Below are 19,265 nucleotides of genomic sequence, written 5' to 3'. Positions count from 1 at the left end.
TGCGGTCCACCTCGCCCATTGCATCTACGATGGCATTGAGCTCGCCGAGCTTATCGGGGGCTAGCTGGCTTACAAGTGACCGAGCTAAGTGTTCCAGTAGTTACGAATGGCCTTCGAGAGCGCACACAGATCTTCCCTGGAGATGTAGGGAACCTGCGCGTAAATGACATTCGGTTCCCCGGGGAGGCTCGCCGCGAGTTGCCCTTTGGGCAGGAGCTTTTCCGCCCCTGGGACCCCGATCAACGAAGCATTGTTCTCATTGGCAACGCGAAGCGCTAAGCGATTACCAAGATTCTCTCGCGCCTGCAACGGCATGACATCCCGGTCGGGGCGTTGGGTGATCAGGAAGATGTGGATGCCCGCGGCCCGGGCCATCTGCCCAAGACCGTTGATCTGCTGCTCCGCTAACTGCCGGTAATCTTTGTCCTGCCCCCAGAAGGCAAACTCGTCGTGAAAAACATATAACCGCGGAAGGCGCTCAGAAGCCGGAACGAGCTCGTTGTACTCGTCCAGTTTTTGCGGAGCGCCGCGCGTATCTCTGAAAAGGGCGTTTCGTCGGTTCATCTCCTCGACGAGCGCAGTAAGTGTGTTCGAAGCGGAATTTTGGTCCAGTGCCATATCGCCGGCCAAATGTGGCATGCCTTCGATCCAGCGATAATCGAGACCCTTCTTGGGGTCGATTATCCAAATGCGGGCCGCGTTCGGGGCGTTCGTCGCGCAAATATCGAGCAGGAGATTCTGAACAAGTACGCCCTTTCCGCCGCCGGTCATGCCGGCAATCAGCGTGTGCGGGGCGTGCTCTTCCTGCCCAGCGAACTCACCGGCGAGGTTCAGATAGAGCGCCTCGCCGGTGTCCTCACGCACGCCGAGCAAGATGTTCGCATTGGACTGTGGGGCGCCGTTCGGGAGCCTACGCCGGCTCCACACCTCCCGGATCGTTGGGAACTCACGCTCCGGCCGTTTGATCATCACCGAAACCCGACCCGGCGCCTTGAGGATCTGCGCGATCTCTAGACCATGGGAGACAAGGAGTTCGTCCTGTTTGCGTTGTATCTGCGTGGGGGTAAGCCGACTAGAACCCTGAAGGTGAACCAACGCCGCATTGGGCGTCAGCCGAGCTTCAAGGACCTTGCAATCCATAGCGTACTCGCGCAGGCCGATGCGAAGCCCCTCCACAGTCTGCGCAAGCCACTGCTCGGCCTCAGCGCTGCCCTCGCGAGACTCGTTTTCGCTTAACAGAGCACGCACGGGGGCAGGGAAAACACCCCCCTCATCGCTGGCCTGATGCCGGCTGCGGCCGTCTTCGCTGTCCGACTCAACCTGCGCGAAGGTGCTGTTGATGCGACGCGAGTCGGCTCGCTCGCCCTCTTTCTGCGCATGCGCTTCGCTAGCGCCATCCCCGTCTTGTTGACCATGAGCGTTGTCAACGGTCTCGTCTACGGCGGTGGGTGAATCCGGACGGACGCGTACACCGCTTGTCGCGGCGAACCGAGCCACGCCTGATGGCTCCGGCGAAGCCTTGGCTGCGCGGTCGGCTCCGGCCTCGCGACGTAGCAACTCAGCAATAGCCTCGCGCGGTAGCAGTAGTTGGACCTCCCCTGGTCGCACCTCTTCGCATTCAACTTCGGCCGGTGGCGCCAAATCGTGTACGAACGTGTAGGAACGGCCGCGAATACGTATCTCAAGGCGGCCCTCGCGAAGATCGTCGGCCCAAGAGGCGAGCGTTTGGGGGTTATTGTCCCCGAAGGCCTTGAGGTGTTCGAGCATCATGTCGGCGAGACGACCGCGCCACATGGGCTCATCGACTTGGCCCTCTTGCGAGCAGAACCGGTTGACGAAGCCCTGGACCGTTTCAAGAAGCTGACGGTTCGACTTGTGAAGCTGCTCAGTTTGGTGCGCCGCGGCGACGAACTTGCTCTCAGCTATGACCAAGTCGAGTTTGCGCTCACCGTCCTCGACACAGGGCGACAAGGCAAGAATATCAGCGACCCGACCGGCGCTGTGGCCGAGCCATGGACCGACGTCGTCGAGGAAGAACCACGCGAGCGCCGGTTCGTTCCTCCCGAGCAACTCGCGGATCAATGGCTTCGAGAGTGCGATACCGATAAGTTCGAGCGTATTGCGTTCAAAACGCGCCGCTCGCATCACGATCTGCCCAGATATTTGCGAGGCCTCATCGAGCAGCCGGTCGACCAGGCCCTTGCGTCCTTCGACATCGAAGCCCGGCAATAGCCGCTGAAGCTGCTCGTCGAGGCGCTGGCGTAATTGCCGGCCGGGATCCTTCGCCGAGACAATGAGGTTATGATGACGCCCGGGTCCGCTGAGATGACGAATGATGCGGATATCGCTGGCATTCGCCTCCAGCAGGTGACGGTCGGCGATCGCGTCGTAGTTGACCACCCACTCGCCGATCTGGTGCGAACTCTCAAGGGCCCGAGTCACGGCTTCGTCATCGAACGAGACCTCGCGCACGGGCAGCCAGCTGAAGCCCCCGTCGGTCTCGTCGTTCACGAGATAGTCGTGCAGCAGGTCGATGTAGGCTTGGCAAGGGCGGGGCAGGCGCGGTGGCGTTAGGTACGTTGCGGAGCTACGTCGTTTCGGGTCTCGCGGGCAGCGCTTTGAGATTGTATTTGGGTCGAATGTTGAAAGCGCTACCGACGGATTCGCCGGCTGCGCCTTGCGCCAGCTCGTGCGCGCATGTCGGGCAAGGACGTCTTGCATGAGCACAAGGTCTGCAGCATAGGCGAGGCTGTCGTTCTCCCGAACCGCTTCTAGGTCGTTGAAGCCAACCCGTAATCGCGAGAGAAAGCTTTTGGCGCCTTCACTCGACAAGGCACTGTCGACCTCCCGGCCGATTTGCGCGTTCTGCTCGGCGTAAATGCTTCGCAGCCGCGCCGGGTCATCATGGGTCAACGTGAGTTCGCAGCGCAGGCGCGGCTCGGCGTCGATCCGGCGCGCTAGCTGCTCAGAGAGCGCCCCTGGTAACCCTTGAGACTCCGCATTGAAGAGCACACAGGAGAAATTGGCCTGCTCGTGAGGCTTAAGCTCGAGTTGCTCGTCGCAGACGCCGACGAAAGCGTTTGCGGCCTCTTTGGGCTCGGCGTCGAATAAGGTTTCGGCTCCCTGCTCGACCGTCTGCGGCTCCATGATTGTGTATCCACCGAGCATCTCTTCGCCGGCGAGCACCGCGGCGGAGAAGCGGCTGTGACCGACGGCACCGGGGTAGTGGAGGTGTCCGAGCGCACTCGCGCGCTCGTCGAAATAGCCGCCCCGCGTGGCGATATCCGTGAGATCGCGCCCGAGCAAGTCGCGACAAAGCTCTGCGAACTGCCGAGCTTTGGCGGCAAGCTCGGCAAGTCGAAGAGGATGCCAGGCAGTGACCACGGCACCCGGCGGCCCATCGCTCGAGAAGGCCACGCCTATTGACAAGGCCGACTCCCATAGATGCGGCCGAGCTGCCTCGGCGCGCACCTCCTTGCGCAGAGTCTCAAGGAGTTCGCCGTAGCGACTCGCCTGCTCAAGCAGCGCCGGATCTGCCAGACCGCGTCCGTCGGAAGCGATCATGGCGGCAATTGCCTGCGTGTAAGCCACCTCAAACGCCTCGAGCGCACCGCGGACCGATTCCGCTGCAGTGGCGCTTACTACGTGATCCGCCTCAAAGCGCGAGAGAGTCTCTCGAATCCGGCTCGCGACGTCATGGTCCGCCTTGAGTGGATTGGCAAGTTGGCCTTCGCTGCTCCCACCGGCATCGAGCAGGCTGTTTCGATCCGCGAGAGTCATATTCGCAGTCCGCCGCTGATCGGGCCTCGGGTTACGGGAGATCGTGGAGGTGAGCAACCACGCCGGCTTCGAGCTATCTGGTAGCAAATTCCTGAGATCGGAGGGCATCTGGGCGGGCAGCGACTCCGCGGGCATCGTCCAGTGAAACTGCCCCTTTGGGGCGTGGCGAAGTACTTCACGCGTCGGTCTGTTCTTGGCGTCCAGATCGTCCCGCTCGAGGAGGTAGACCTCGAATTTGAACTCCGTGGTCTGCGCGTTGACGTTGGTCACCTCAACACGCTCCATCTTCTCTTGAACCTCCGGACGCCAGCAGACGCCAAGGTCGACGATCACCTCCGGACCAGCAAGCTCCGGAAGGCCGCGAAGGGTATCGCGCAGATAACGACAGAGCGCCGTATGCTTTGTTGTGCTCCAGAATGCGGGCGCGTGCGAGCCGGCCAGGAATACGTAAGCCACCGGGTTGGCCGGTGCCTCCGACATGAGCTGCAGTGCGCTCCTGAGCGCGAGCAAAAGCCCCGGGAAAATCTCCCGTCGCTCGATCGGCTGACGAAAGATGTAGCGTTCCCAACGCGTGTACAGGGTTCGGCTCTCCTTACGCAGGGTCTCTCGGTGATCGAAGAAAAACGCCTGCTCCTCTGCACTCGGTTCCTGTTTGCGTTCATTGGTCTCGTCGAGCACCTGCCGATCTTCAGTACTAATAGCCTCCGGATACCAGTGATCGAAGAATTCACGTGTGTCCTCCCCAAGCGGCTTCTTTTGCTGCCGGGGCTTCGAATCCGCGAACAGTTTCTCGACTTCATTCCAGGAACAATCGACAAGGCGCGCCTGACTTGGTTGCCACTGTCCGGCGGCAATGCCATCGTCTTGGAGGAAGTCACGGGCCACAGACGCCACATCGGCGTCAATCTTGCCATCCTTCGTCAAGTCCTCGACTCGTGCACGCAGCAATGATCGATCGAGTGGTGCACCCTTGACGTCGCGCAAATAGAGTTTGTCGCGCGTCTCCCGCTCAACACGTACGAACTCGCTGGCCCATTTCGCCGCGCTGAGCGGACGCGATTGAGGTTTTTTGAACCGGCCGGCGTCACGAGGCAAGCGAAGAGCCGGCAGCGCGCGATCGAGCGCCCGCTCGACAGGCACCTCCTCGAGGTGCTCGAGAGTGCGGGCGACAAAGCGCGCGAAGAAATCCACATCGAAGATGAGATCGGTGCGCGTGAGCCCTGTAAGTGCGTCGGTCAATCGCTGTCGTTCGTCTTCGCCGAGGGCCTGGTGGCAGGCCTCGAGCCAAAGCGCGGGCTGCTCGATCAGCGTAGTTGTATCGAGCGTGGCGATATTGGCGATGGACGCGCCCGTGGTCTCGCGCTCGCCCTCGGGCACGGCGAAGACTACCGCGCCAGCACCGTCCGGCTTGCTCGCATTGCGCCAATACGTGGAGGTTTTATCCGAGAGTAGCCGCGTGGGCAAATTGCCATCATTGAGAGCGTGATGGATGTGCACCTCGGCGCTAGAGATCGCCTTGTCAATCTCTAGCGCGATCGCACAGATCTGCTGCTGAGAGAGACCGATGACCGAGAACAGCACGCGTTCCCCTGGATGGTGATCCACGGCGGCCTGGACCTGCCGCCGCGCGACACGGGCCATGAGCGCGAGGGGTTCGATGGAGGTGGACGTCTCAGGGGTGGTGTTAGAAGAAGCGGTATTTGTCATGGCATCAGGCCGCCGGGCTTGCTTTCGTATACGGGTTGTGAACGAACGCGCAGTCGTCGGAGAGCCTGTGGAGGAAACCGAGTGCGCGCATGCGCTCCTCGAAGCGCTGAAGATTCTTAGTAAGTTGCTCCTCGCGCACCGGCATCCCACCAAACGCTTGCCGGGCCTCCTGCGGGCCGACCACCAGGGAGTATCGCGCGTGGAGTCGCTCGAGGAAGACACGTAGTTCGACGGGCTCATGGACATTGGCCAGCACGAGCGCCTCCAGTATGCCGTCATCCGGTGCATACCAGCTTCCCGCGCCGCGGCGGCGTACGGCGAGGCCCACTTTCTGGAGATAGGCGTTGGGGATTGGCCCAAGCCGACTAGCGTGGTTATTGATAACGTTCTCGTAGAAGGAGTCGAATTGGCGCTCCGGCGGCTCGCTCGCATCACCTCCCGTCCAGCCAAACGCCTCCCGCAGGCACTGGTTTGCACGCTGACAGTTGCCCGCCTCCGTCAGCGCTCGCCAGGGCTCGCTCACCCGGAATTTCTCTAAGCGCTGCTTCAAGGCCTCACGGGTGGCGTGTTGATTCGCATGGAATTGGTCAATGGAGAGCTTGCGCACGGCGTTGGCGCCGGTGGCGATCATCTCCAGCGGAATCGGCGCAATGCGCCCGGAGCCGGCTGCTTCAGCGGCGCGCTCGAGAAGATAAAGGGCCGTGTGCAGCCCCGTGAGTCGCATCAAGGGCTCGAGCGCGTAGTCGCTCGGCAAATCGACGGCCCCCAACAGCGCGACCCAATCCTCGGCGAGCGCGTTATAGCGGCTGTGCCGTGGGAGCGGGAGGTAGCCCACGTGTGGATTGCCCACCCGCGTCGTCTCACCTGGCGGCTGCAAGCGCTCGGCAAGCCGGTTCCAGCGCTTATTTGGCGCGAGAAGTCGATCGCGTATTAAACCCTCGAGTCTATCCCGCTCATCGGAGCGGCTCAGCATGAGAAACACTAGCTCGCCGCCCCGGGCGAAGAAACGCCGCTCAGCGGGATCCATGCGGCCACTCCTGAGCTCTTTCAGATCCGCCATGAGGGTAGCGGGGCCGTGCGGCACGAGGTGCTTCGATGTCCAGCGACGGTTGCGCTCCAGTTCCGCCTCGAGGTTACGCAACAAGAGAGCGGTGTTGGCGAAGGCCTCAAAAGTCTCGAAACGCTTCTGTAGATAGTCAAAATGTAGCGCGCTGTCTTCCTCGGACTTAGCGATCCAGTGAGCCCAACGGGCAGTGTCGTTAGCCGCGCCCTGTGCAGCCGCCTCCTCCAACCGATGGTCCCGGAAGAGGATATGGCGTAGCTCCATGCGCAGCGGTAACGAGTAGGTGAAGGATTCGTGCTCGCCGCGACTGGAATCAGCGGCCGGGCGCTCGGGGAACATCTCCAGCGCTTCGGCGTTTGCAAGCCGTGCTGCGCAGACATTCAACAGCTCGATCAGCAGCAGCCAAGGGCTTTGGTCATTGCGAAAGCGATGACCCCAAATCGCCTCGTCGACCCACGACTTCATGCCCGAACGGTCAAGTGCGGCGGGTGGCCGCAGCGTATCGGTCTCTTGCATCAGTATGTCTCTCTGATAGCGAGTAGCGAGCCGTTTAACCGCCCCGTATGCGGATCAAGCGATACAAGCTGCATATCGCCATCGGAGGGCTCAACATCGTCGAGTTCCGTCAACGCAGCCGTGGCCTGCAAACGGAAGTGCTTGAGTTCCTCGAAGCATTGCCGAGAGAAACTCGCCGGGAGACTCCCATTCGCAACCCGGATGAGATATTCGAACATCAGCGGCCTTAGCTCGATTGAGGCGAACGGCTCGGGGGCGCCCCGGTGGGTGAGGATCAACCTTAGGCGACTGTTGACACCCGCGCTGTCAACGGTGATAAACGGCGCCCCCATCCTGCCTCGCAGGATCGGGATAGGGGGGTGTTCAAGCACTCGGCCCGTCCGGTCATGAACATTGCCCGGCGGAATGGCCAGCCAGAGCAACTCGGTATCATCAGTCATTGTCCCGGTAAAAGTGCGGTTAAGCCCTTTCACAAGCCGCCGCAAGAGCGGCGGCTCGAACTTTTCATCGCGCATCTTCGCCTGCAACCGAAGATATTCACCGCCACTTTGGAATACCGTGAGCGCCCACGGCGCGAGGCCCCGCTCTGAGCCCTCATCAGGTAGCGTGAAGTACAAGCGTCGACGCTGTGCCTCCAATCCTGATAGCAAGGCTTCGAAACGCTCGCGCTCGCCCCGCAGGTAGGCACTGCGGGCGTCCTCTAGCAGGTTTGCGCCGTAGAGTGGGTCGTTAGCCAAGTGGGCGGCGTGTAGCTCAGGAGGGGCTGCCTCGATGAGAAGCGCGTCAACATCGCTGTTGGTCTCCTGACCGATCCCGAGGCTCGAGAGTGTGGTGAAGGCCGCATAGCGTTCGCGGTAAGAAGGCCGCAGGTTGAATCCGAGCGCATTGTCGTAGGGGTTGGTGGCCGCATAACGCCTCGCCTGCGCACGGTTTTGGGCCTTTTGACAGCTCAGAAGTCCAAGGCTGTCGCTGTCGCCAAGCAGGATGTTAGATACGAGCAGAAAAAGCTGACGCATCGGCAAGTGAAGATCGTTAGCCGCAGCGAGCGCAATCGAGTCCTTCAGCCGTTGGCGAAACATGCTGCTCTCGTCCGCGCCCAAGCGTCGTCGATTCTCCAGGATCGGACAAGCTGGTTGCTGTTGGGCGACCGGACACCCATCGCACATGCCCCAGTCCGTGTGGCGGAGGACTGCGTCAACGACCTGCTCGAAGAGCTCGGCGTTCGACTGCCGGCTCAGGTTCTCGAGCCGCAGCCCGGGAAGATCCGTATGGTGCGAGCGCTCCTCCTTGAGCATCCATCGAAGGGCCTCGAACACACGCTGGGCGTGTGTATGTACGTCGACGAAGTCCCGCCAAAACTTGAGCAACTGACCATCGTTCGCGGCAATCAAATGCACGTGATCCGGGTCATCGCCCACGAAAGCCCGGGTCACGGCCTCGAGCTCACGCTCCTTGTCCGCCTCGCGAAGCTCGCTCAGGTCCTTGATGATCGTCAGCGTCTGCCCGCTTGATAGACGTATCCGGGCGACCTCTCCAGCTTCTCGAAAATCCGCCGCCGAGCCGCCGAGCCGCTCGAAAAGCTTGCGGCAGAGATAGGTCTTGCCGTCGCCGGCCGTGCCGGTGAGAACTACGCTCTGTGGCTTGTCGGCGTCGAAGTTGCGCTGGAGATCGCTGAGCAGGGGGTTGTCAACAGAGAAGGGGGCGACTCGGTAGCGCTCGGCCGCATTGACAACATGCTCGTCAAAAAGGTTGTTCGCCGCCTCCGACGGGCCATAGGCTCTCAGGAAATCGATTAGCGGATTGCGGTAGGTCATATCGGTGGTCTATAGATGGCAGATGGCGCAGCCATCAGAGTCAGTCCCGTCTGAGATCTCGTAGCGAGCCTTGAGCCGCTCAAGATCTTCAAGCCGCTGCCCCTGACGCCAGGTAAACTGTTTGCCACTTTTATCCCGCTCGTAGCGCTTGGCGCGCTCGAAAAGCAGCGGATGTTGCTCTTTGAGGCCCTGCCACTCGCCGATCTGCTGATAGAAGCAGAAGTAGCAGCCCGAGCGCGAGCGCCACTGATAGTAATCGGGCAACCCGAGACCGGATTCCTCGAGCAGCCGTTTGATATCCGTCAGACCCATGCCGTGCTCTTTGAAGGGGTAGACTGGAAGGATGTTGGGCTTGTCGGAGAAAACTGGCGGTTTACCGCCTTGTTGCTGATAGCCTACGCGATTCTCATCACCACGGATGCCGATGTAGCTATAGGCGGTTGACCCGCCGACGTAGCGTTCGAACGGCCGGATCTTGAGCACCCGTGTGCACCAGCGCGCTTGGGGATTGGGGAGATAGCCGCCATAGGCCTCATCCAACCAGTAGTCGAAGGGCGTTCGGCGCCCCTTCTCCTCGACGCCGAGCTCGTCGAGGGCGGTAACCCGTACTATCTCTTGTCCGAGCACCGCTTCTAGGCGCTCGAAGTACTCCAGGGTTTCCGGGAGCTCCACGCCGGTATCGCAGAAGACATATTCAATCGGCAGCTGCGGATAGTGCTGACGCATAAAGATCGCTAACGCGGTGGAGTCTTTGCCGCCCGAGAGGCTAACGATGTGGCGCGTCTCGCCATCATCGGCCGTGCGTAGCGCTTCGTCTAGGTTCGCCATCATGTTCCTCGTGCTCAAGTTCGCTAAGAATTCCATCGAGGCGGCGATGAGCCGCGTCAGCGCCCACCGCGTCCACAAGCCGGCTGATATAGATCTTCAGTCGCCTCTCCACGAGGTTAGCAGCGTCTTCCCCGTAGGCCTGGGTGTCGGCGAGCGCACTCGCTTCGATGCGGCTCGTGACGGAGCTGACTTCATTGCGAAAGCGTTGTAGGTCCGCATCGTCCCAGCGCTTCGGCTGTCGACCCACGAGCAAGGCCGCAGCGGCGTCAATAAATGCGTCGTCACTACGGTAGAAATCGAGATTCAAATTGAGAAGGTTCCGCGGCACGCCCCCGAGGTGGTCCCCCAAGCCTGTCGGCAGCATCCTTCGCCAATAATCGAAACGCTCCCGCTCGGAGTCGATCGGAGCATTCGCGTCGAGCTGGAGGCATCCGTCGAGGCTCGTTAGAGCTTCCTCGCGATAGCGCGAAAGCACGCTTTCCAACTCGGCCTTGGCCTCGACGATCCAGCACACGACCGCCGCGAGGTCCTTCGACTCGGCGAGTTGCGGGAATCGCCGAAAGAATAGGTCAAATGGGCTGAAGGGCGCGCGGACGAGGCTTTGAAGGGCTCTTCCCGAGGTGCCGATGATCCGACTGTCCCTGGCACCAGGTGGTAGTTTCGCGCACCACGCCTCGAAGGCGTCAAAGGCCTGGCGCATGAGATCGCCACTGTTGCGCGCATCATTGGGTGCCTTGGACGAGAAGGTGCGGGTCAGCGCCTGCAGGTATTGTTTGGCCTCCTCATTGAATTCGAACACCGTTAATGCGTACCGATTCGGGCGATTGCAGATGTCCTCGATGACACTTGGTAGCAAATCGTCGACGTACTCGCCCTTCTCGTTGGTAATGGCGAGCGTCGTCTGGAATGCGCGCAACGCGGCGGCGAAGAAAATCGGGATGACCCCGCGACGCAACCCAATCGGGGGTTCGGTGAGCTGCTCGAAAAAAGCCTCGAGATCCTTGGGGCTGTCTGTAGGCTCGGTGACAAGCACCTGGAACTGCCTCCAGACCGCTTCGAGGTTGGGATCGTCGAGCTCTTCGGGTTGGGCATAGCGATATCCCTCACCATCATCCTTGGGTCGGTACAGCCCCGTCCGCTCGAGAACGGTGCGGAATACAGAGGCATCGGCGTTCTCGCCTTGGATACCGAGCCGTTCCTGTCCATGGCGCTCGAGGATGCCCATGACGAGTTTCTTTCGGGCATTGACCAGCGGAGCGGAGAGCCTGTGGCGGACAATCATCTCGTTGTTGATCTTCGGCGTCGTGTGGAAGGCTGCGTCACAGATTTCGCTCAAGCGAGCGAACACTGAGGCCACGTCGCTGATCTCGAGTGCTTCACCTCGGTGATACCAGACCGTGTCGGCACCAGGGTGCGTCAATTGGGTGGCTTGCGCGTGGAGATGCGCTTGCGCCTCATCGAGCATCTGTTGAAGCTCTTTCTCAGCGAGAGGATCCTCGGCAAGGAGTACCTCGTCTGAGGCGAGGCGCTCGAGTGCGCGCACTTCCACGGCGGCGCTTCGGAAATCGCCGACTGAGGCAGGTACCACGACCAACAAACGCTCAACCTCGCACCGTCTCGCAACGTCGACGGCCCGCTGACGCTCGGCCTCATCCGAGGGGACAAGATACACGATACGACCGTCTTCACCGGGAGCGAGCAGCTGCTCGTCGGCAGTTAGCCACTGATGGAAAGCGTCGACACTTGCGAATGTGCCTGCGAAGTAACGTCGGAGACCGTGGTGATCGTTGTGGCGTAATGGCCGGAGCGGCGTTGGTGGAAAATCGGCGTTGAGCTGGCCGACGGGATCGATCTCCGGATCCTGCCGTGCGATCTCTTCATCGAGCCGTGCGCGCAGATCGATATCGGTGCCGTGCCAAAGCGAGACCTGATTGCTGCGGCGTCGATGGAGAAGGAGCTTGCGCTCGAGGAGTGTGTCCACAATGAGTGTGGCCGCTTGCCCCCCGCTGAGCGCGAATTCGAGCAGCTCACGCGTGACCCGCTGCCGGTTCCCCGCCAGGCCAAGCTCCAATACGCTCGCGCTCTTTAACGCGCGGATCTCGTGCGCATCCTCCGCTTTCGCGAGCGCGCTCTCGGTTTCGAGCCATTTGCGGTAGGTCCCACCGAGCGCGGTATCGGCCTGCATGGCGCCGGCGAAATAGTCGTAGACCTGCTCGACGGTGACGGGTCGTGAGAGATCGGCGCTCAACAAAAACCCAAATAGTGTGCGCTCGTGCTGAGCAACCCGTGCGGCGAGTTGCGGGAGAATGTGCAGCGTCGCCGGATCGAGCGGGCTCGCGAGGCGCAGGAGGTCGGGTAGCTCAGCGCCGAAGTCTCCGAACAGCCCGACGGCCCGCGCTCGCTGCGCCTTCTCACCTTTGTCTTCGAAAAGATCCTGAGAGGGACGGTTGTTGGACACCACTTTGGCGATAAGCCAATAGAGCTCGTGGCTGTCGTCGACGTACTGAATGGGCTCGAAACGCCCCTCAATTTTTCGCCACTCGGTGAGGGCGGTCTGGCTGAGTCCAGAGGCATACTGGAGTAGCCCCTGGTGCATGATCGGGCCAAACGTTACTGGGAGCACGCGGCTCCTAGCTGCGTATTCCGCGAGCGTCTGGATCTCAGCGAGTTGGTCCGGCCGACCGGATCGCACGAGCTGCTCCACGTGCCGGCCGAACTCATCCCAAATGATGGCGATACGATCGATTTGGTTCTTTGCTTTGCTCTTGGACGCGGTGTGTACCAAGTACTCGAGAACGCCGATGGCGCCGTTGATACCGCTGGCTTCGAGTGCCTCGACGGCCTCGGCGCGCGATTTCAGGCCGAGCCGGCGAAGCGATGCGGCTGCGGCGCGCCCTAGCGCCTCCCCGATATCCTGAATCGCACCCTCAAGCACGATGGCCACGCCATGGGGGCGGCCGCGGGCCAAGCGGCGCTGAGCGAAATCAGCAAGTTCTGGGCTTACACTTTCAAGGCGTTTGCCAATGGTCTCCAGCACGCCCGATGCACTAGCTCGATTTTCCAGGAGGTGCAGGAGGTAGGTGGCACCAAGCGACTTGCCTGAGCCATAGGGGGCGATGACAAAGAAAGCCCGGTGCGGCGTCTCACCACTTACCCCCTCTAGGAATCGAACGGCTTTCGATGTCGGCTCGTAGTGTGCGATACGCTCCGGAGTATCGGCATCGTATTGCAGATTGATCGCCCTGAGTAATGGGTGTTCAGCGTTCATCTCGGCATTTACCTGTTAGGCCGCCGCGCGCACTGAGCCAACGCCTGCGTAGTAGGACTCCAGCCACTCGGAAGCCGAGCGCTGATCGAGCCGGATGCGCCGCTCGCCGGCCGAGCCGATTACCCGCACGCCACAGCGGCGTGCCTCGGCCTGCTCGACCCAGTCGAGGAAGGCGTTGAGACTGAGTTGAAACGCCTGTCCGGGCCCCCCATCGTAGAAACATGCCTCACGCAGCGGCACCGCCTCGTCCGTGACACCGCACTGCGCAAAGGCATAGCCGACAAGCTCCGGCGGGAACTGCGCGACATTGGGCTCATTGCGTTGATAGACATTCGAGTCACGGAACAACGTCAAAAGCCCTAGACGCCGGAACGGGGAATCCGAGGCGTCCTCCGGATCGGCTGTCTCGCTGGGGATGGGTGTCGCGTAACAGGACAACAAACAGGCTATATCGCGTTGGAGCGTCTTCGCGGCCGGTGAGCGTTGCTCCTGGCGCTGCACGAACCGCTCAAAGGCCGCCGACGCCGTCAGCCGATCAAAGCGGCGTTCGACAAAGCGGCTAAAGAACCACGTCCACACCCGGGCATAGCCTTGCTGATTGAGTAGGTTTACGTGTAGCGCCGCCCAAGTGCCGAGCTGCAGGCAGTAGCGGTCGTGCTTGTAGATAGCCGCGCCGAGCGGCGTGAGGGCGAGCCGCTTGCGCTTGGCATTGACTGTCGAGTTCTCGGTGACGGCAAGCCCGGAGGCGAGCAACCAATAACGAATGGACTTGGCCATGTTGCGTCCGACACCGAGCGCGTCAGCGACGTAAGGGTCATTGAACCCTTCCGAATCGGCCTCGATCAGGGAGAGCCCTTTATAAATCCACCCCTCCCGAACCGGGAATGTTTCGTGCCCGCCGAATCTCATGCAAACAATCTCCTGAGCTGTCTCGCAATGGCGACCACTGCGTCAGCGGCCTCCACGACCTCATCCTGGGTGTTCATTACGCCCATCGAAAAGCGAACGCTTTCATACGCCTCGCTCTCCGAAAGCCCCATGGCGCGCAGTACAAAGGAGGGCTCCGGCTTCTGGTTGGTGCAAGCAGAACTCTGTGAGCAATAAATCCCTTCGCCGTCGAGGCGAGCCATCAGTGCCTCACCATCAATACCGGAGAAGCGGATATTGGTTGTATTGCAAACACGCGGCGCCCGCGTGGCATTCACCTGTGCCCATGGGCAGGCTTCGAGCACCCGATCCTCAAAGGCATCTCGCAGACGGCGCATGTGATCAATTGCTTGGGATAGGCTGTTCCGCCTTTCGCGGGCGGCCGCGCCGAATGCAGCGATCCCAGCAAGGTTTTCCGTGCCAGGATGAATGCCCTGTTCCTGCATGCCGCCGAAGCGCATGGGTTGGATCCACTGAGGCTCACGCGCGTACAGGGCTCCTACCCCACGGATGCCATTGATCTTGTGTGCGGTGCAGGAAAGAAAATCCGGGGCGAGTTGCTCAACGTCGCATGGGAGCTTACCGACGGCTTGCGCCGCATCGATATGGACGCGTGCGCCGTGACGGCGAGCGATGTCGACCAACTCTTCAACCGGCTGAATCGCCCCCGTTTCATTATTAACCCACTGCACCGAGAGCGCGGGATGGTCTACTCTGCGAAGCGCAGACTCGACGCTCTCGAGGTCAACTCGCCCATCGGCTCGGACATCGGCTTTGACTATATCCAAACCCCGAGCTGCGAGGTAATCGGCATGCTGAATTACCGACGAGTGCTCGATGGGCGTCGTCACTAGCCGCCACAGTCTATTCGAGGCAAGGGAATGAATTGCAAGGTTATTCGCCTCGGTCCCTGACCCGGTGAAGATTAGCTTCTCGGGGTCGCACCGAAGCAGCTCGGCTACCTCTGTTCGGGCTCCGACGAGCAGTGTACGAGCGAGGTCGCCGGCACCGTGCGCGCTCGAAGGGTTCCCATAATCGGCGCTTAGAGCCGCTGTGGCGGCGTTGACTGCGGCGGGAGAGGGGCATGTTGTCGCGTTATTGTCGAGGTTCACCGACGCCATGACTACCTCACCTTTGTTTTTGGCAGTCTACCTTGCTGGATGGGTTACTCCAACCCCACCCAGCGAGACCGCCTCAGCTCTGAACGCCGCACGCAGGATTGTGCCCGATGAGCGAGCGGAAGGTTGACCCCATGGCGAGTACGATCTATTCCAACGCGCGCACCACGCCCCGGATCCGGCAGGAACTTCAGGAGGTGCCGGCCTGCGTAAGAGACCCGGAGCTACGGCAATAGCCTCGGCCACGGCGCGCCGCCCACAGGCGGCAAGGGCGTGAGCTGTGGCCGCGGGCGCTTGGCGATCGGCGTGGACCGCCGGCGAAGCCAGCGCATTGTGTGCGGCTATCAAGAGGAGATCACGGTGGACATCGAGGAAGGTGTCGAGCCGACCCGGTGGATTGAGAAATATCCCGGCATGAAAACTGAGGTCAGGTGCGGACAAGGCGCAAATTCAAACGCGACGCGCGTGGCACACAGCCTCGGAAACCCACAAGATCCCGTTAAGGTTTTACGGCGGACAGATACGTGAGGCAAAAGCCATCATCGCTGGTTCGTCAACAACGGCCTTTCGGCGGTCCTACATGCTGCCATTCCTCAGTCGCAACTCCCCTGCTGCAGAAAAAGCCGGTCGACAGAAAGAACCGCCGAAGGACGGCCTGCTGCCGGTCGAGAGCGCGGACGCACTGCTGCAGCCTCCCCACCGACAGGCTCTACTGCGCCAGATCACCGGCCTTCTCGCGCTGCCGTCGGAGTGCGCCGAACAATATGTCGCCGCGAGCCTGCGCCAGTACGCAGCATTCGTCCAGGAAGTGCCCGCATCCGAGGTTCACCACCACTCCGGCCGAGGGGGCATGCTGGACCACGGCCTCGAAGTCGTGCTCAAGGCGCTTCAGATTCGCCGGGGATACGTCCTGCCACCCGGGGCGGAGCCCGAGAGGCTGTCACACGAGGCGGATGCGTGGTCCTACGGCGTCTTCTCCGCCGCCCTGCTGCACGACGTGGGCAAGCCCGTGGTTGACCAAGAGATCGTCCTGTACGACGCCTTGGGCAACCGCCTGGGGCGCTGGGAACCCTGGCACGGGCCGATGACCGAGCGACGGGGTGCGCGCTGGTACTCCGTGCGGTACAGGCGCGGTCGCGTTCACAAACTCCACGAACCTGTGTCCAGCCTCGTCGCGCATTGGGTCCTACCGCCGGAAGGCATGTCCTGGATCGCTCAACACCAGGAGCTGCTGCAGGCGTGGATCCATGCAATCCACGGGCACATGGAGGATGCGGGGGCGCTAGGACAGATCATCCTGCAGGCCGACCGGGAGTCGGTGGCGCGGAACCTGGGCGGAGAATCACCGGACCGACTTCCGACGCCCATGAAGCCGCTCCACGAGAAGCTGATGACATCGCTTCGGCACCTGTTAAGCAGCGAAGATCTGCCGCTGAACCGCAATGGCGCGGCAGGCTGGCGCACGGAGTCGGATCTGTGGCTCGTGTCGAAGCGCGCAGCCGACGCACTGCGGGCACAGCTTCGCGAGGAAGGGCATTCCGGCATTCCTTCAAACAACGACCGGATCTTCGACACACTGCAGGAGCATGGAGTGCTGACCGCTAACGGGGACCGCGCCATCTGGAGGGCCCGGGTTGCCGGTGACGGCTGGTCGCACGAACTGACTCTCATTCGCTTGCCGGTGGCCCGCATTTGGTCCGATCCTGGTGCGATGCCGATGGTGTTCGAGGGTTCCGTGAATCCGCTTGGTGAGGGGTCGGCCGAGGGGACAACGGAGTCTGGCGACAGATCGCCAAGCCGCTCTTCACCTGAAGAGACGGCCGCCCCCACGGCAGATCCGCCCACGGCGAGGACCGTCGCAATCCAGACAAGTCAGTCTGAGGAAGCGGAGGAACGTCGCTCGACCCCCTGCCCGCCCGTATCCGGCGGTGTTGACGATCTGCCGCTCCCTCCGGGGCTCGACGGCGTCCTGGATGAAGCCACTGACGAGCCGACGGCCGAGCCCCCACCGCAGCCAATGGCATCCTGCGATACGGGTGCGGACACTCCCTTGCCTGAAGACCCGGGCGACGCCTGTCTTGAATGGATCCGGCGAGGTGTCGCGGACGGGTCGCTCCTGGTGAACACACGAGAGGCCCGGATCCACGTCGTCCCCGAGGGCGTGCTACTCGTTAGCCCCGGGATCTTCCGCGACTTTGCGAGTGCGACGGGCCACGCGTGGAACGCCGCCCAGAAGCGCTTTCAGCGGTTACAGCTGCACGAGAAGTCCTCAGAGGGCACCAACATCCATCGCTATGTGGTGAGGGGGGAACGCCAGACGAGCCGAATCAACGGTCTGCTGATTCGCGACGTCTCCGTGGTCTTCGGTCCGGACTGGACCCCGTCACCCAACGACCACCTGACACCCGCCACCGAAGCGTAAGCTAGCCGTCTTGCCCGGATAGTTACAGGGGTGTGACACGGGAGCAAGAACGAAATATTCTCCGTGGTTTCTTCCGAAATCATAAAAATCGAATATTCGGAAGAAATGCAGAGGGAGCTGGCAAACAGGCAAGGAAGCAAGGAGGAGGAACAGGAATGTTGGTTTTGACCCTGAAGGACGGGGAAGCACTGTACGTGGGGGATAGCGCCCTCGTGGTCGCGGTGCAGACCCAGGAAGCACCCCTTCGACTGTCGGCATGCGCGCCCGGTCTCAATGTCGAGTGGGACACCGCAGGCAGCCGAATCACGCTTCATCACCCGGACGGCCCTGTCCGTATGGAGTACGTCGATCATCGCAAGGCGCGCCTCGGCATCGAGGCTCCCGAGAGCGTGGAGATCGTGCGCGAGGCGTTGCAGGAACGACGTCAATCTTCCCAGGAAATTTCGGCTCCATCGCAAACGGAGTAGGCGGTTTCACTGCTGGATTCGTGAGGACGCGCGCCTGGCAAGGAGACCGTGTGCTAACTTCAGTGATGCCAGGGGCGTGACTTGAACCCGTTACAGGGGAGGGCATGCCCGCGATGGAAACCCACCGCACCCTCGACGACCTGGTGCAGATCTATCTGCGCGAGCGGATTTTGCGGCCCGATACCGCCATCCGATACCAACAGGTTGTTCGACAGTTTCAAAACGACATGGGCGTCAGGACGCTGGACGAGATTCAGCGCGACACGCTGCTGGAATGGCGCAGCCAGGTCCTGCAGCGCGCCCGCGCTACGACCTGGAACTACTACCGTCGCCATTTCCGCGCGATGTGGCGCTTCGCCATGGAAGCGGAATGGATCAGCCATGACCCCCTGGAACGGGTCGATGCAGCTCCTGAAGATCGCCGGATCAAGACCGTTTCGCGCGACCTTCTGGATCAGGCGATCGCGGCGCTCGATGATTCCGAGAATCGTTGCCTTGAGCCCCGCTGGTTCTGGCTCGTAGTCCTGCTCACGTTCTACTACACCGGTATGCGAAGGCGGCAACTGGCGGCACTGACGTGGGGCGACGTGTGCTGGAACCAGAACGTGCTGCGGCTATCGGTGGCGGGATCGAAGACCCACCGCGAGTGGGATATTCCGGTTCCAGCGCCCTTACTTGAGCCATTGCGGGAACTGTATGACCGGACCATCGCGCTCCGCGGGCCTCGGGGCCTTGAGCACTCGCAAGTGTTCGACCTGGGCCTGCATCGGGGCGAAGCGCGCTACCAGGGGAAGGGCATTCGCGTTGAGCAGGTCAGCGGCTTTTTCCGGAAGCTGAGCGAGGTCTTGGGTCAGCCCATTTCGCCGCACCGTCTCCGGCATACGCTGGGGACCGAGGTGGGGCGTCAGGAGAACCCTCCGCTTCGCGCGCTGCAGCACCTGCTGGGACACACCAACCTATCGACTACGATGCAATACGTCGAACCCGACATGGGGCAGCTGCGCCAGTTGGTTGACCACCTTCCCCAACCGGGCCGATCCTAGCCAGCGTGCCGGATCGCCGCAGACACGCAAACCCTTGCTTGACTGTGGATTCCGATGTGGGATAGTAAAGGATCGGGTGGCTGTACATGCCGCCCGTAGCCAGTCAGTACGTGCCACCTGGCAGTACGCCTCGACATTCGAGCGGGGGACGCAAAAGAGAAGGGCGGTGTGGGTAGCACCGCCCTTCCGATGGTCCGAATAGGGCGGACCGGTCCCTGGCTCTGGTCTGTCATCGCCCCCTTGATCCGACGATGACAGCAAGATTGGTGCCGGCGAGAGGAGTCGAACCTCCGACCTATCGATTACGAATCG

10 protein-coding genes are annotated in these 19,265 nt (G+C 61.6%); 3 read left to right on the top strand and 7 right to left on the bottom strand.

The annotated features are described in order from the left end of the window. Positions 1–84: 84 nt before the first annotated feature. The 7 genes from F614_RS0112975 to F614_RS14665 are packed head-to-tail and all read right to left on the bottom strand — an operon-like array spanning position 85 to position 15,024. A complete protein-coding gene (locus tag F614_RS0112975; protein WP_196800289.1) occupies positions 85–5,487 on the bottom strand; it encodes an FtsK/SpoIIIE domain-containing protein in 5,403 nt (1,800 codons plus the stop codon). Positions 5,488–5,491: 4 nt separating this feature from the next. After that, complete coding sequence (locus tag F614_RS14925) at positions 5,492–7,066, bottom strand: hypothetical protein (protein WP_026329867.1); 1,575 nt, start codon at positions 7,064–7,066, stop codon at positions 5,492–5,494. Beyond that, positions 7,066–8,880: a hypothetical protein gene (locus F614_RS0112965; RefSeq protein ID WP_019559038.1), complete on the bottom strand. Its 1,815-nt coding sequence runs from the start codon at positions 8,878–8,880 to the stop codon at positions 7,066–7,068. The genes F614_RS14925 and F614_RS0112965 overlap by 1 nt, the downstream gene beginning before the upstream one ends. 9 nt (positions 8,881–8,889) lie before the next feature. Beyond that, positions 8,890–9,708, bottom strand: coding sequence for a phosphoadenosine phosphosulfate reductase family protein (locus F614_RS0112960; RefSeq protein ID WP_019559037.1), 819 nt, complete (start codon positions 9,706–9,708; stop codon positions 8,890–8,892). Next, positions 9,671–12,976: a hypothetical protein gene (locus tag F614_RS0112955; RefSeq protein WP_155986845.1), complete on the bottom strand. Its 3,306-nt coding sequence runs from the start codon at positions 12,974–12,976 to the stop codon at positions 9,671–9,673. Before F614_RS0112955 ends, F614_RS0112960 begins: the two co-directional genes overlap by 38 nt. Before the next feature lie 15 nt (positions 12,977–12,991). Continuing rightward, positions 12,992–13,885 (bottom strand): DUF4007 family protein, encoded by an 894-nt coding sequence (locus F614_RS14060; protein ID WP_019559034.1) that lies wholly within the window; start codon positions 13,883–13,885, stop codon positions 12,992–12,994. After that, a complete protein-coding gene (locus F614_RS14665) occupies positions 13,882–15,024 on the bottom strand; it encodes a cysteine desulfurase family protein (protein ID WP_038037390.1) in 1,143 nt (380 codons plus the stop codon). Before F614_RS14665 ends, F614_RS14060 begins: the two co-directional genes overlap by 4 nt. A 577-nt stretch (positions 15,025–15,601) precedes the next feature. On the opposite strand from F614_RS14665, the gene mobH reads away from it, so the two are divergent. The 3 genes from mobH (at position 15,602) to F614_RS0112915 (ending at position 18,953) form a co-directional block, all read left to right on the top strand. After that, positions 15,602–17,443, top strand: coding sequence for a MobH family relaxase (gene mobH, locus F614_RS0112925; RefSeq protein ID WP_019559030.1), 1,842 nt, complete (start codon positions 15,602–15,604; stop codon positions 17,441–17,443). A 155-nt stretch (positions 17,444–17,598) separates the two neighbouring features. Next, positions 17,599–17,910: a carbon storage regulator gene (locus F614_RS0112920; RefSeq protein ID WP_019559029.1), complete on the top strand. Its 312-nt coding sequence runs from the start codon at positions 17,599–17,601 to the stop codon at positions 17,908–17,910. A gap of 104 nt (positions 17,911–18,014) precedes the next feature. Beyond that, positions 18,015–18,953, top strand: coding sequence for a site-specific integrase (locus F614_RS0112915; RefSeq protein WP_019559028.1), 939 nt, complete (start codon positions 18,015–18,017; stop codon positions 18,951–18,953). The last annotated feature ends 312 nt before the right edge of the window (positions 18,954–19,265 follow it).

Source organism: Thioalkalivibrio sp. ALE12 (assembly GCF_000381105.1).
Lineage (GTDB): Bacteria > Pseudomonadota > Gammaproteobacteria > Ectothiorhodospirales > Ectothiorhodospiraceae > Thioalkalivibrio.
This window is presented reverse-complemented; position numbering and strand designations above follow the sequence as displayed.